This is a genomic window from Mycobacterium montefiorense, assembly GCF_025823255.1.
Lineage (GTDB): Bacteria > Actinomycetota > Actinomycetes > Mycobacteriales > Mycobacteriaceae > Mycobacterium > Mycobacterium montefiorense.
Window position 1 is genome coordinate 714,492 of sequence record NZ_JACKVL010000013.1, and the last position, 14,870, is coordinate 729,361.

At 66.7% G+C, this 14,870-nt stretch carries 9 protein-coding genes and 1 pseudogene; 8 read left to right on the top strand and 2 right to left on the bottom strand.

Translation table 11 applies throughout. The features are described 5' to 3' along the window. Positions 1 to 8: 8 nt before the first annotated feature. Positions 9 to 395, top strand: coding sequence for a DUF1304 domain-containing protein (locus H7K34_RS16870; protein WP_108922446.1), 387 nt, complete (start codon positions 9 to 11; stop codon positions 393 to 395). Positions 396 to 511: 116 nt separating this feature from the next. Beyond that, entirely contained in the window at positions 512 to 1,222 is a 711-nt protein-coding gene (locus tag H7K34_RS16875; RefSeq protein ID WP_264063142.1) for a hypothetical protein, read from the top strand. A gap of 68 nt (positions 1,223 to 1,290) precedes the next feature. On the opposite strand, the pseudogene car reads toward H7K34_RS16875, so the two are convergent. After that, a pseudogene (car, locus tag H7K34_RS16880) lies at positions 1,291 to 4,805 on the bottom strand (carboxylic acid reductase). 239 nt (positions 4,806 to 5,044) lie between these two features. Further along, on the bottom strand, positions 5,045 to 6,385 hold the full coding sequence (gabT, locus tag H7K34_RS16885) for a 4-aminobutyrate--2-oxoglutarate transaminase (protein ID WP_264063143.1): 1,341 nt from the start codon (positions 6,383 to 6,385) through the stop codon (positions 5,045 to 5,047). A 251-nt stretch (positions 6,386 to 6,636) separates the two neighbouring features. Between gabT and yajC the strand changes: the two genes are divergently transcribed. The 6 genes from yajC (at position 6,637) to H7K34_RS16915 (ending at position 14,869) form a co-directional block, all read left to right on the top strand. Next, on the top strand, positions 6,637 to 6,987 hold the full coding sequence (gene yajC, locus H7K34_RS16890) for a preprotein translocase subunit YajC (RefSeq protein ID WP_108922453.1): 351 nt from the start codon (positions 6,637 to 6,639) through the stop codon (positions 6,985 to 6,987). 87 nt (positions 6,988 to 7,074) lie between these two features. After that, positions 7,075 to 8,907, top strand: a complete 1,833-nt coding sequence (gene secD / locus H7K34_RS16895) for a protein translocase subunit SecD (protein WP_264063144.1) — start codon at positions 7,075 to 7,077, stop codon at positions 8,905 to 8,907. A 3-nt stretch (positions 8,908 to 8,910) separates the two neighbouring features. Beyond that, complete coding sequence (gene secF, locus H7K34_RS16900; protein ID WP_264063145.1) at positions 8,911 to 10,212, top strand: protein translocase subunit SecF; 1,302 nt, start codon at positions 8,911 to 8,913, stop codon at positions 10,210 to 10,212. A 38-nt stretch (positions 10,213 to 10,250) separates the two neighbouring features. Beyond that, the gene (locus H7K34_RS16905) at positions 10,251 to 11,921 is read left to right on the top strand and encodes an ABC transporter substrate-binding protein (protein ID WP_372510801.1); all 1,671 of its coding nucleotides are present in this window, start codon (positions 10,251 to 10,253) and stop codon (positions 11,919 to 11,921) included. Continuing rightward, positions 11,918 to 12,460 (top strand): adenine phosphoribosyltransferase, encoded by a 543-nt coding sequence (locus tag H7K34_RS16910; protein WP_264063146.1) that lies wholly within the window; start codon positions 11,918 to 11,920, stop codon positions 12,458 to 12,460. Before H7K34_RS16905 ends, H7K34_RS16910 begins: the two co-directional genes overlap by 4 nt. 30 nt (positions 12,461 to 12,490) lie before the next feature. Further along, complete coding sequence (locus tag H7K34_RS16915) at positions 12,491 to 14,869, top strand: RelA/SpoT family protein (RefSeq protein WP_264063586.1); 2,379 nt, start codon at positions 12,491 to 12,493, stop codon at positions 14,867 to 14,869. Position 14,870: the final 1 nt, after the last annotated feature.

A 14,870-nucleotide genomic window follows, 5' to 3' on the forward strand; every position in this document is an offset into this window, starting at 1 on the left:
GAGGCGTCATGATCACCGCCGGACTGGTATTCGCCGCGCTTGCGGCGCTGTTGCACGTCTACATCTTCACGATGGAGTCGTTGACCTGGACCTCACCCCGTACCCGCGCCGCCTTCGGTACGACGGCCGAGGAGGCCGAGACCACCAAGCTGCTGGCCTTCAATCAGGGCTTTTACAACCTTTTCCTGGCGATTGCCGCGGGCATTGGGATCGCCGAGGTCGCGATGGGACACCGGGCGGTCGGAGCGGCACTCGTCTTCGCCGGGATCGGATCCATGGCCGCGGCCGCGGTCGTCCTGGTGGTGTCGGCGCCGGACAAAGCGCGGGCAGCGGTGACGCAGGGGGCGTTTCCGTTGATCGCGATCGTGCTGCTGGCGCTTGGCCTCGCCCCGTAACAGCAGACACGCCGGCCACACGGGTCACGGCCTTCGGAGCTGCCAGAGGTTACAAGCGCGAACCGCAGGGTATCCCCGCCGTGCTGAAGTAGTCCGGCGTCTATAGGGGGATGTAAATGAGTAACGCACAAGAAGGCCATCCAGGCAGGTTGTGGATGCCACGTTCCCGCGGTGCGGTCTGCGGGGTGATCCTGGTCGTCCTGGGTGCTTGGGGTGCGTTGATACCGTTCGTCGGTCCGCATTTCAATTTCGCCTACACGCCCGATCAGGATTGGGCATGGAGCACGGCCCGGGGCTGGCTCGAGGTGTTGCCAGGAGGCGTCGCCGCGCTGGGCGGCCTGCTGCTGATCTTTTCCGGAAATCGGATCACCGCGATTGTGGGCGGCTGGCTGGCGGTCGTGGCCGGCGGATGGTTCGTGATCGGTGGTGAAGTCGCTCCGCTGCTGGGAATCGGGTCTGCCGGAGACCCGATCGCCGTGACCGAGCGGAAGCGGGCCGCGCTGGAGATTTCGTACTTCTCAGGGCTGGGCGTCCTGATCGTCTTCGTCAGTGGCATCGCGCTGGCGCGCCTTGCGGTGCGACTCGCCAGCGACATCGAAGCCCTGGCACGGGTGCGGTCGGCGACGCCGGTGGCCGGCGAGCCCGTCTACATGTCGGGGCTGGAGGAGCCTCACCGTGAGGTGGAGGCAGACGCGATGACGACACCGCGGGCAGACCACTACGAGTCGTCCGAGGAGCCGAAGACCGGCGGCTGGCGCAAGCAGCGGACAGACGCCGCCCCCGCAAAGGGCGCGTCATACCTGCGCTGGCCGCATCCTCAGCGCTAACAACGCATCACGCTAAAGCCGGTCGCCAGCTCGGTATCTCGAGCTGGCGACCGGCTTTAGCGGTGCCCTTAGAGCAGGCCGAGCAACTGTAGGTCGCTGACGTACTTGTTGATGATCGGCGCGCTGATGTGCGGAATATCTTTGTCCGGGCCGACTTTGGCGTCCTGGACTGCCGCACGGAACAGATCGGTCGGTGCCATCGATCCGCGGATCGGGTGCTCCGGCTTCTGGTAGTTGTGCAGCAGCGGCAAAAGCGATGCGTTGCGCTGCTTTTCGGGCAGCGCGCGCAGGCTGGTCTCGAACCGTTGCAGCCACTCGCCGTAGTCATCAACGCGGCGGATGGCGGATCCGCCTTCGATGAGCCAGTCGACGAACTCGTCCATGCCGATGCCGTCGTCGTACGGGTTCATCACGTGGAAGGTGCGGAACCCGCCGGCGCTTTGTGCACCCAGCGTCGAGATCGCATCGGCGATGAACTCCACCGGCAGCCCGTCGTAGTGAGCACGCTGGCGGTTACCGATTGCGTCGCGCTCGTAGAACGAGGCGGCGCGATGCCGGTGGCCACCAGGCTCAGCATCATCCGGGTGAACATGTCCGGCACGTTGAGCTGACCGGCGTAGCTGGTATCGGCCAGGATCATGTCGCAACGGAACACCGCGACCGGTAGGCCACACAGGTCGTTGGCCTCGCGCAGCAGCACCTCTCCGGCCCACTTGCTGTTGCCGTAACCGTTGGCGTAGCTGTCGTTGATCTGCCGGGTGGCACTGATCTCGCGGATGTCGGCGTCCTCGACGAACGCGCCCGGCTTGATCTGGTCGCCCACCCCGATCGTGGACACGTAGGTGTACGGCTTCAACTTCGCGGTCAGCGCGATGCGGATCAGCTCGGCGGTGCCCAAGGCGTTGGGGCCGAACAGCTCGCTGTACGGCAGCACGTGGTTGACCAGGGCGGCGGGATCGACGATCAAATCGACCGTGTCGGCCAGCCGCTGCCAGGTCTGCTCGTCAAGGCCCAGGTTTGCCTCTCCCTTGTCGCCGGCGATGACCTCGAGGTGATCGCCGGCCAGCTGCCGGTAGTGGGCCAGCAGTTGGGCGTCACCGCTATCAAAGGTCGCATCCAGCCGGGCGCGCGCGGCCGCGTCGTCCTTGGCGCGGACCAGGGCGATCACCTTGCCGTCGACCAGGTCCATTCGCTCCAGCCATTCCAGGCCCAGGTAGCGGCCGAGGAAGCCGGTGGTTCCGGTCAGCAAGACGGTGCGCACCTCGGTGGCGGCGGCGGGCAGCTCCGGTGCGGCCGCCAACGTCGGCGCGTCGATGAACTTGTCCAGCGTGAGGTCACCGGCGTGCACCTCGACGGCGTTGCGCCCGTGCACGGCGGCGAAGGTGGGCCGCTTGTTGCCCTGGCGCTCGCTTTCGATGTAGGCGGCGATCGCGGCCAGGTCGTTGGCCGGGCTGACGATCACACCCACCGGGACGTCGACGGCGAAGATCTCGTGCAGCAGATTGCCGAATGTCAACGCCGACAACGAGTCTCCGCCGAGGTCGGTGAAGTGTGCTTCCGGCGACAGGTCGCCGCTCGCCGCACCCAGCAGTGCGGCCGCGGCCCGGCTGACCGTTTGCAGCACCGGGGCCTGGGCCCCGCTGCTGCGCAGTTCGGAGAGCTCGTTGGCCTGGGTCGCGGCCAGGTCGGTGTAGAGCTGTTCGAGCCGCTCGCCGTAGTGCTGCTTCAGCTTCGGCCACGCCAGCTTGCGGATGCCGGTCAGCAGACCATTCTCCAGCGTGAAAGGCGTTGTCTCGATAAGGAAGTCGCGCGGCACCTCGTAGGACTGCAGGCTGGCTTCCTTCGCGACGTCCTGCAGCGAGTCGGCGATTAGTCCCTTGAGCACCCCAAGGTCGTTGCGCCGCAACGCTTCTTCGGTCGGCACCACGACGGCCAGCAGGTAGGGGTGTGCACTGTTGCCATAGACGTAGATCTGCCGGATCAGCGGGCTGTTGCCGAATACTGCCTCCAGCTTGGCGACGGTGACGAATTCACCCTGCGCCAGCTTGAGCACGTTGTTGCGGCGGTCGACGTAGACCAGCCTGCCGGGCGCTACCTCGGCGACGACGTCGCCGGTCCGGTAGTAGCCTTGCGCGTCGAACACGCCGGCAGTGACCTCGGGCCTCTTGTAGTAGCCGGGGAACATGTTCTCGGTCTTGAGTAGCAACTCACCGCGCGGGTGCGGCCGGTCGGTGGCGAGGTAGCCCAGATCCGGCACGTCGACCAGCTTGTAGTCGATGACTGGCGGCTTCTGGACCTCGCCGTCGAACAGCACCATCCCGGCCTCGGTGGAGCCATAGCCGTCCAGCAGATGCATCTCGAGCAGGGCTTCGACCCAGGCCTTGAGTTCTGCAGAGGTGGGCGCCGAGCCCGTCATCGCGAAGATGAACCGGCCGCCCAGCAGGTGCTGCCGCTGCTCGTCGAGGACCTCGGTTTCGATGGCCGCCCGGTCAGCGGAGGCGCCGGCGTCGGCGATCCGACGCTCGACCTGGCGCTGGTATTCGCTGTAGAGGGTCTCCCAGATTCGCGGCACGAAGTTCATCTCGGTGGGCCGCACCAGCTGGATGTCTTCCAGCAGGGTGGACAGGTCACTCTTGGCGGCGAAGTAGGCCGTGCCGCCGTTACCGAGCGTGCCGTAGAGGATGCCGCGCCCCATGACGTGGCTCATCGGCATGAAGTTGAGTGTGATCGACGCGGCACTCGGCGCGAACCAGTTGCGGCGCGACCGGCACCACATCTTGCCGATGTTGCCGGCCAGATACATCGCGCCCTTGGGTGCGCCGGTGCTACCGGAGGTATAGATCAGCAGGGCCAACGGGTTATCGGTTGCGTCGGCATCCGAAACAGGCAGCGCCGGAAGCGCTTTCCCGCGCTCGATGATCTCGGCGAGCGGCTCGACAACGACCGCGGTGTCGGCCAGACGCGCACGGGCGGTTTCGACCGCCTCGCGCTGGTCGTCGGCCTCGGGGTGGTAGTCGAAGACGACCAGCTTGGCTGGGGTGTGGCCGGTCAGGATCAGCTCGACGGCCTCGGACAGCTGGCTCGCGCTGGCCGCGATCACGCCGGGCTCGGTTTCGGCCACGATCGGCTGCAGCTGTGTGAGCGCCGCGCTGGTCTGTAGCGGAACCGACACGGCGCCGATGTGGGCCAGTGCGACGTCGATAGTGGTGAAGTCGACGCTGTTGAAGCCCAGCACGGCGACGCGGTCGCCGGCCTGCACCGAATCGGCGGCCAGCGCGCTTGCCAGGGCATCGACGCGCTCGTCCAGTTCGCGGTAGGTGATGGTCTCGAAGCGGGGGAGCAGCTCTGGCGAAGTGCGCCCGGTCTTCGGGTCTTTGACGAACTCCACGACGCGCTGGCCAAGAGCCGGGCGGTCGGCGTAGCCCTCGAGCACGGTCTTGATGATCTGCGGCAGACGCCGTCCAGGCTGTTCGAGAGCCGCGGCGACGGCCGGGTCGGTCTTGGCGGCGGCGAACTGCGGGTCGTTGGCGGAGAGCTCCGCCACGCGGCGTTCGAGCCGCTCGTCCTGACTGGAAGTCGACATGACACTTCTCCTTGAAACAACTGAGAAATATGAGCTGTGATCGCGCGACACTGCGCCAACCCTTAAAACGTTAGCGAAACTAACGGTATTCCTCAATGGGCTGTAGTTGGCAGTTCTCTGTGAGTTATGCCACCGGGGTTATCCTCGCGAGTTTTCCGGATCGAGTGTGTCGAGCAACCGTTGCATCGTCGCTCACGTCGGCGAGCAGCCGTCGTCCCCGGTCGGTGGCGGGGTTCTGGTCAGAGATCGGCCAGTAGCGCGCGCAGCACGTCGAGTCCCTCGGTGAGCAGCTCGTCGCTGATCGTCAGCGGCGGCAGCAGCCGGATGACATTGCCGTACATGCCACAGGTCAGCACGATGATGCCGGCGGCGCCGGCCGCAGTGGCCAGCTTGTTCGTCAGCTCGGCGTCGGGTTCGCTGGTCCCGGATTTCACCAGCTCGACCGCGACCATGGCGCCGCGGCCGCGGACGTCACCGATTCGATCGTCGCCGGTCTGCATCCGCAGCAGCACGTCGGTGATCAGCCGCTCGATCTGCTGGGCCCGTTCGACCAGACCGTCGTCCTCGATCGTCGCGATACTGGCCAAGGCTGCCGCACACGCCACCGGGTTTCCGCCGAACGTGCCGCCCAGCCCGCTGACATGCGGGGCGTCCATGATTTCGGCTCGGCCGGTCACCGCCGACAGCGGCAGGCCCCCGGCGATGCCCTTGGCGGTGCAGATCAGGTCGGGCTCGATGCCTTCGTGCTCGCAGGCGAACATCGCGCCAGTGCGGGCAAACCCGCTTTGCACCTCGTCGGCGATGAACACCACGTTGTTCTTGCGGCACCAGGCCAGCAGCGTGGGCAGGAATCCCTCGGCCGGCACGATGAACCCGCCCTCGCCCTGGATGGGCTCGATGACGACGGCCGCCAGGTTGTCGGCGCCGATCTGCTTGTCGAACACGCTGATGGCGCGCTTGGCGGCTAGCTCACCGTCGGTGGCCAGCTCCTTGTCGAGCAGGCCATCCCGGTACGGGTAGGACATCGGCGCCCGGTAGATCTCCGGAGCGAACGGGCCGAAGCCGCTCTTGTACGGCATCGACTTCGCGGTCAGCGCCATCGTCATGTTGGTGCGGCCGTGATACGCGTAGTCGAAGGCCGCCACGGCGGTCTTGCGGGTGTAGGAGCGGGCAATCTTGATGGCGTTCTCGACGGCCTCGGCGCCGGAGTTGAACAGCGCCGAGCGCTTCGCACCCGAGCCGGGAGTGATCCGGTTCAGCGCTTCGGCGACCGCGATGTAGGACTCGTACGGCGTCACCATGAAGCAGGTGTGGGTGAACTCGGCCACCTGCTCGCGCACCGCGTCCACCACCCGCGGCGAGGAGTTGCCGATGGTGGTGACGGCGATGCCGGAGCCCAGGTCGATCAGCCGGTTTCCGTCGACGTCCTCGACGATGCCGCCGCCGGCACGGGCGACGAACACGGGCAGGGTGACGCCCACGCCGTGCGACACCGCCGCGCTTCGGCGTTTGTTCAGCTCCAGCGACCGGGGACCAGGGATTTCGGTAACCAGTTGGCGGGTCTGCTCAAGGCTGGTCACGGTATCCTCCCTGCGGCGCGCGGGTCGCGTCGCGCTGAGAGCCTATATGTTCGGGCGGTCGTGGTGCCTGCCGAGGACATGGTCGCGGTGTGTGGGCGGTGTGGTCCGCGCAGGTGCCGATCCGTCGCGACCGGTGGCCTGCCAGACTGGACGGGCACACTGGACCCGTTACGCGCTGCGTGACCTCCCGGTCGGCCGGCGTCGACCGTTGGCATACCCAGCAATACCGATACGAAAGACAGGCTTGTTCGATGGAAAGTTTGGTTTTGTTCCTGCCGTTCCTGCTCATCATGGGCGGGTTCATGTATCTGGCGTCGCGCCGCCAGAAGCGCGCGATGCAAGCCACCATCGACCTGCACGACTCCTTGCAGCCGGGGGACCGCGTGCACACGACGTCCGGCTTGCAGGCGACCATCGTCGCGTTCACCGACGACACCGTCGACCTCGAGATCGCGCCCGGCGTGGTGACCACCTGGATGAAGCTGGCCATCCGCGACCGGATCGTGGCCGAGGACGACTTGGATGAAGACGACGCGGCCTTTGGGGAGTCCGAAGGTCCCCAAGACCCTGCCGACGAGAGTCGGCTGACCAAAGATCAGTGACCGCTCCGGTCCGATAAGCGGTTTGCGCGACGCGGACACGTAGGCTCTGTCGGGGATAAAACCGATTTTCAAGGAGATATTAGGAAAGTGGCATCGTCTTCGGCGCCGGTGCACCCTGCCCGCTACCTATCGGTTTTCCTGTTTCTGCTGGTCGCTGTCTATTTGACGGTGTTTCTCACCGGTGATAAACGGGCCGCCCCGAAGCTCGGCATCGATCTGCAGGGTGGCACCCGTGTGACGCTGACCGCGCGTACCCCGGACGGGTCGCGCCCGAGCCGCGAGGCGCTGTCGCAGGCGCAGCAGATCATCAGCGCGCGCGTCAACGGCCTGGGCGTCTCCGGCTCGGAGGTCGTCGTCGACGGTGACAACCTGGTCATCACGGTGCCCGGCAACGACGGCAACGAGGCCCGCAATCTGGGACAAACGGCTCGGCTCTACATCCGGCCGGTGCTCAACGCGGTGCCGGCCCAAAGTGCCGAACCCAAGCCTGGGGCCCAGCCGCCTGCCGGGAGCCCATCGGGCGCCCCGGCGCCCGGGCAGCCGGCACCTCCGCCTGCCGGCCAGCCCGCGCCCGGGCAGTCGGCACCTGCGCCTGCCGGCCAGCCCGTGCCACCGCCGGCCGGACGGCCGGCGCCGCAACCGCGGCCCTATCCGCAGGACCCGCCGCCGACCCCCAGCCCCGCACCGAGCCCGGCGCCCGCGCCCGGTAATGCGCCGGCACCCGGAGCGCCGCCGCCCGGAGCGCCCGCCGCCGACGCGCCGCCGCCTGAGGCACCCGCGCCGCCCGATCCGCGCAAGGATCTGGCGGAGCGCATCCAGGCGATGAAGGATTTCCGGCAGAGCCCCAACCCTTACATTCAGATGGTTGCGATGCGCTGGGTTGCCGCCCACTGCGACAAAGAGGACATTCTGGCCGGCAACGACGACCCGACGCTGCCGCTGATCACCTGTTCCACCGACCACAAGACCGCCTACCAGCTGGGGCCGTCGATCATCAGTGGCGATCAGATTCAGGACGCCAGCTCGACGATGAACCAACACGGCATCGGCTACGTCGTCGACGTTCAGTTCAAGCCCGCCGCGGCCAACACCTGGGCTGACTTCACCGCCGCCCACGTCGGTACCCAGACCGCGTTCACCCTGGACTCGCAGGTCGTCAGCGCCCCGATGATTCAGGAGGCGATCCCCGGCGGCCGGACCCAAATCACTGGCGGTGACCCACCATTCACTGCCTCGACCGCCGGCCAGCTGGCCAACGTCCTGAAATACGGCTCGCTTCCGCTGTCCTTCGAATCCTCGGAAGCCCAAACCGTCTCGGCCACATTGGGATTGACCTCGCTGCGCGCGGGGCTGATTGCTGGCTCGATCGGCTTGCTGCTGGTGCTGCTCTATTCGCTGCTGTACTACCGGGTGCTGGGATTGCTAACGGCACTATCGTTAACTGCTTCCGGTGCAATGATTTTCGCGATCTTGGTGATCCTGGGCCGACAGATCAACTACACCCTGGACCTGGCCGGCATCGCGGGTCTGATCATCGGTATCGGAACCACCGCCGACTCGTTCGTGGTGTTCTTTGAACGCATCAAAGACGAGATCCGCGAAGGCCGTTCGTTCCGGTCGGCGGTGCCTCGAGGCTGGGCGCGGGCCCGCAAGACGATCGTGTCGGGTAACGCCGTCACCTTCCTGGCCGCCGCCGTGCTGTACGCCCTGGCGATCGGCCAGGTGCGTGGATTCGCCTTCACCCTGGGCCTGACCACGGTGCTCGACATCGTGGTGGTGTTCCTGGTGACCTGGCCGCTGGTCTACCTGACCTCCAAGTCTCCGACACTGGCGAAGCCCGTCTACAACGGCCTGGGAGCTGTGCAGCAGGTCGCCCGCGAACGCCGGGCTTCGTCGAGCGTGAAGACGGGACGGGGATAGGCGATGACCTCCAAAGGCACCGGCTCCGAGGCCGAAGACACGAAGGCCGACTCGGAGACCAAGAGCGACGCGGCCGAAATCAGCGAAGCCAGCGAGGGCGTGGTGGAGCCGACGTCGGACTCCCGCGCGCGGCTGCCGCATCACAGCTTCATCGCGCGGCTCTACACCGGAACGGGCGCGTTCGAGGTGGTCGGGCGGCGCCGGCTGTGGTACGGCATCAGCGGTGTGATCGTCGCGATCGCGATCCTGTCGATCATCGTGCGGGGCTTTACTTTCGGGATCGATTTCAAGGGCGGCACCACGGTCTCGTTCCCGCGCGGCGACGTGCAGACCTCGCAGGTGCAGGACGTGTTCAGGAAGACCCTGGGCCGTGATGCCGAATCGGTGGTCACCGTCGGCAGCGGAGCTTCGGCCACGGTGCAGATCAATTCGGAAACGCTGTCCAACGACCAAACCTCGAAGCTGCGCAACGCGCTGTTCGACGCGTTCGGGCCCAAGGGTCCCGACGGCAAGCCGAACAAGGCGGCCATCAGCGACTCGGCGGTATCTGAGACCTGGGGCGATCAGATCACCAAGAAGGCGCTGTTCGCGCTGGCGGTGTTCCTGGTGCTGGTCAGCATCTACATCATGGTGCGCTACGAGCGCTACATGGCCATCTCCGCGCTGACGACCATGGTGTTCGACCTGGCCGTCACTGCCGGCGTTTACTCGCTGGTCGGCTTCGAAGTCAGCCCGGCCACGGTGATCGGTTTGCTGACCATCCTCGGGTTCTCGCTTTACGACACCGTCATCGTGTTCGACAAGGTCGAGGAGAACACCCACGGTTTCCAGCACACCACCCGGCGCACCTTCGCCGAGCAGGCCAACCTGGCGATCAACCAGACCTTCATGCGCTCGATCAATACCAGCCTGATCTCGGTACTGCCGGTGCTGGCGCTGATGGTGGTGGCGGTGTGGCTGCTGGGTGTCGGCACGCTGAAGGACCTGGCGCTGGTGCAGCTGGTCGGCATCCTGGTCGGCACTTACTCGTCGATCTTCTTCGCCACCCCGCTGCTGGTCACGCTGCGCGAGCGCACGGAGCTGGTGCGTTCCCACACCCGACGCGTCGTGAGACGGCGCAAGCCCGGCACGCCGGAGCAGGCGAGCAGCGTCGGCGAAGAGGCGTCTGAAAGCACCGAGGAGACAAAGAAAGCCGCAGCGGCGTCCACCGAGTCGGCGCCGAGCAAGCCGGCGCCGGGTGCTCGGCCCGTGCGGCCCACCGGTACCCGGCGGCCGAGCGGCAAGCGAAACGCCGGCCGGCGGTAGCCGAGATGGCCCCCTGGTGTCCGCGGACTGTGGGCACCATTGGCATGCGGATCAGGCGGGGCCTGCGGCGGGCCGCGCCCGCGGCCGTGGTCGTGGCGCTCGCGTGCGCAGTCGCGCTGACCGGGTGCTCGAGTAGCGCCGCCTCGGAGATCGACTACGTCGTCGACGGCCCGCTGAGCAGCTACAACGTCAACACCACCGTCGGTTTCGCGTCGGCCGGGGCGCAGGCCTTCGCTCGCACGCTGACCGGGTTCGGCTATCACGGTCCCGACGGACAGGTCGTCGCCGACCACGACTTCGGCACCGTCGCGGTGGTGGGCGGTTCGCCGTTGGTGCTCGACTACCAGATCGCCGACAATGCCGTGTACTCCGACGGCAAGCCGGTGACGTGTGACGACCTGGTGCTCGCCTGGGCGGCGGCGTCGGGCCGGTTTCCCGGCTTCGACGCCGCCACCCAGGCCGGCTACGTCGACATCGCCAACGTCGAATGCATACCGGGGCAGAAGAAGGCGCGGGTGTCGTTCGTCCCGGACCGAGGCGTCGTCGACTACATGCAGCTGTTCGCCGCGACGACGATGCTGCCGTCGCACGTGATCGCCGACCAGCTCAACATCGACGTGACCGCGACGCTGCTCAGCAACAACGCGTCCTCGGTCGCACAGATCGCGCAGCTGTGGAACACCACGTGGAACCTCAAGCCCGGCCTCAAGCACGACGACATCGTCAAACGCTTCCCGTCGTCGGGGCCTTACAAGGTCGAATCCGTCCTGGACGACGGCGCCGTGGTGCTCGTCGCAAACGATCGGTGGTGGGGCCCCAAGGCGATCACCAAGCGGATCACCGTGTCGCCGCAGGCCGCCGACATCCAGGACCGGGTCAACAACCGCAACGTCGACGTGGTGGACGTCGCGGCCGGATCCTCGGGAGCGCTGGCCACACCGGACAACTACGAGCGCACCGATTCGGCGTCGGCAGGCATCGAGCAGCTGATCTTTGCGCCGCAGGGCCCGCTGGCGCAGGCCAAGGCCCGTCGCGCGTTCGCGCTGTGTACGCCCCGTGACGCGATCGCGCACGACGCCGGGGTCCCGATAGCCAACTCGCGCCTGTCTCCGGTTGCCGAGGATGCCGTCGCGCTGGCCGACGGTGCCGCCGAAGCCGCCCCGTTCAACAAGGCGGACCCCGCCGCTGCCCGCGATGCGCTGGGTGGTGCGCCGCTGCCGGTGCGAATCGGCTACCAGGGCCCCAACGCCCGGCTCGCGGTCACCGTCGGGACCATCACCAAGTCCTGCGCGGCGGCCGGGATCGGTGTGTCCAACATCACGCTGGATACGTCCGGACCCCAGGCACTCAAGGACGGAAAGATCGACGTCTTGCTGGCCAGCACCGGTGGAGCCAATGGCAGCGGGTCCACCGGATCGTCGGCGATGGACGCCTACGACTTGCACAGCGGCAACGGCAACAACCTGTCCGCGTATGCGAATCCGCAGCTCGACGGCATAATCGGGGCGCTCGCGGTATCGGGCGACCCGGCCGAGCGTGTTCGCCTGCTTGCCGAGGCTGCCCCGGTAGTCTGGGGGGACATGCCAACGCTGCCCCTCTATCGGCAGCAGCGCACGTTGCTGATGTCGAAACGGATGTACGCCGTCAGCGCAAACCCGACTCGGTGGGGGGCCGGTTGGAACATGGACCGATGGGCTTTGCTGCAATGACGACTGTTCGAGAGGACGCGCTGCTGGCCGCCCACATCGCGTCGTTGACGCGCGCGGTGGCCGATTTTCCGCAGCCGGGAGTCCACTTCAAAGATCTGACCCCGCTGTTCGCCGACGGGGAAGGCATGGGCGCGGTCACCGACGCGCTGGCAGATCTAGCCTCCGACGTCGATCTGGTGGCCGGTATCGATTCCCGCGGGTTTCTGGTGGCGGCGGCCGTGGCCGAACGGCTGGGCACCGGCGTCTTGACCATCCGCAAGGGCGGCAAGCTGCCGCCGCCGGTGTACGCCGTGGAATACGACCTGGAGTACGGCAGCTCCACCCTGGAAATCCCGGCCGACGGCGTCGAACTGCGCGACCGCAGCGTGATGATCTTCGATGACGTGCTCGCCACCGGTGGAACGCTGCGCGCGGCGGTCCGGCTGCTTGGGCAGGCCGGGGTCCGGGTGGCGGGGGCGGCGGTGGTGCTGGAGCTCACCTCGCTGGGCGGCCGCGAGGCGGTTGCTCCGCTGGAAGTACACAGTTTGTGCCGTGGGTAAGGGATATCCTCGAATTCGGAGGTGACCGACGTGGCGGATGAGCAGAGCACGGCGCAAGCTGTGGTGCCGCCCATAGAGTCGCCAGCATCGCTACCACCCCTCGACCCGCCGGGGCCGCCGGAGCCACCGGCCGAGTCCCTGAAGACGTCGAGCAGTGCGTCTCGTCGCGTCCGGGCCCGGCTGGCCCGGCGAATGACCGCCCAGCGCGGCGCGCTGAACCCCGTGCTCGAGCCGCTGGTGGCGGTGCATCGGGAGATCTATCCCAAGGCGAACCTCTCGATGCTCACCCGGGCGTTCGAGGTCGCCGACGAACGCCATGCCACACAGTTGCGGTATTCCGGTGATCCCTATATCACCCACCCGCTGGCTGTCGCCAACATTCTCGCCGAATTGGGCATGGACACCACGACTTTGGTGGCCGCGCTGCTGCACGACACCGTCGAGGACACCGGCTACACGCTCGAGGCTTTGAGCGAGGAATTCGGCGAAGAGGTAGGCCACCTGGTCGACGGCGTGACCAAGCTGGACCGCGTCGAACTGGGCAACGCCGCCGAAGGCGAGACCATCCGCAAGATGATCACCGCGATGGCTCGCGACCCGCGGGTGCTGGTGATCAAGGTGGCCGACCGTCTGCACAACATGCGCACCATGCGCTTCCTGCCGCCGGAGAAGCAGGCCCGCAAAGCCCGTGAGACACTGGAAGTCATTGCACCCCTTGCACATCGGCTGGGTATGGCCAGCGTCAAGTGGGAGCTCGAAGACCTGTCTTTCGCGATCCTGCACCCCAAGAAATACGAGGAGATCGTTCGCCTCGTCGCCGGGCGGGCGCCGTCGCGCGACACTTACCTGGCCAAGGTCCGTGCCGAGATCGTCAACACCCTGGGCGCGTCGAAAATCAAAGCCGTGGTGGAGGGTCGCCCCAAGCACTACTGGTCGATCTACCAGAAGATGATCGTCAAGGGCCGCGACTTCGACGACATCCACGACCTGGTCGGCATCCGCATCCTGTGCGACGAGATCCGGGACTGCTATGCCGCTGTCGGCGTGGTGCATTCGCTGTGGCAGCCGATGGCCGGGCGATTCAAGGACTACATCGCCCAGCCCAGATTCGGTGTCTACCAATCGCTGCACACCACGGTTGTCGGATCGGAGGGTAAGCCGCTGGAAGTGCAGATCCGCACCCGGGACATGCACCGCACCGCCGAGTACGGCATCGCCGCGCACTGGCGTTATAAGGAAGCCAAGGGCCGCAACGGTCTTCCGCATCTGCATGCCGCCACCGAGATCGACGACATGGCCTGGATGCGTCAGCTGCTCGACTGGCAACGTGAGGCCGCTGACCCGGGTGAGTTTCTGGAGTCTTTGCGTTACGACCTTGCGGTGCAAGAGATTTTCGTGTTCACCCCCAAGGGCGATGTGGTCACCCTGCCGAACGGTTCGACGCCGGTGGACTTCGCCTACGCGGTGCACACTGAGGTCGGCCACCGATGCATCGGCGCCAGGGTCAACGGGCGACTGGTCGCGCTGGAGCGCAAGCTCGAAAACGGGGAAGTCGTAGAGGTTTTCACGTCCAAGGCGCCCAACGCCGGGCCGTCGCGGGACTGGCAGCAGTTCGTGGTGTCGCCGCGAGCCAAGGCGAAGATCCGGCAGTGGTTCGCCAAGGAGCGCCGCGAAGAGGCGCTCGAGACCGGTAAAGAAGCGATGGCTCGCGAAGTGCGCCGCGGCGGACTTCCGTTGCAGCGCTTGGTTAATGGTGAGGCCATGGCCGCGGTCGCCCGCGAGCTGCATTACACCGACGTCTCTTCGATGTACACCGCGATCGGCGAGGGGCATGTGTCGGCGCGCCACGTCGTACAACGGCTATTGGCCGAGCTCGGCGGCATCGACCAGGCCGAAGAGGACCTCGCCGAGCGGTCCACGCCGACAACGATGCTGCGCCGGCCGCGCAGCACCGACGACGTCGGCGTCTCGGTCCCCGGTGCCCCCGGGGTGCTGAGCAAGCTGGCCAAATGCTGCACACCAGTGCCGGGCGACCAGATCATGGGCTTCGTCACTCGCGGCGGCGGCGTCAGCGTGCACCGCACCGACTGCACCAACGCCGCGTCACTGCAGCAGCAGGCCGAGCGCATCATCGAGGTGCTCTGGGCCCCGTCGCCGTCGTCGGTGTTCCTGGTGGCTATTCAGGTCGAGGCGCTCGACCGCCACCGGCTGTTGTCGGACGTCACGCGGGTACTGGCCGACGAAAAGGTGAACATCCTCTCGGCGTCGGTGACCACCTCGGGTGACCGGGTTGCCATCAGCCGCTTCACTTTTGAGATGGGCGACCCCAAGCATCTCGGGCACCTACTCAATGTCGTGCGCAATGTCGAAGGCGTTTACGACGTCTACCGCGTGACGTCGGCCGCGTAAC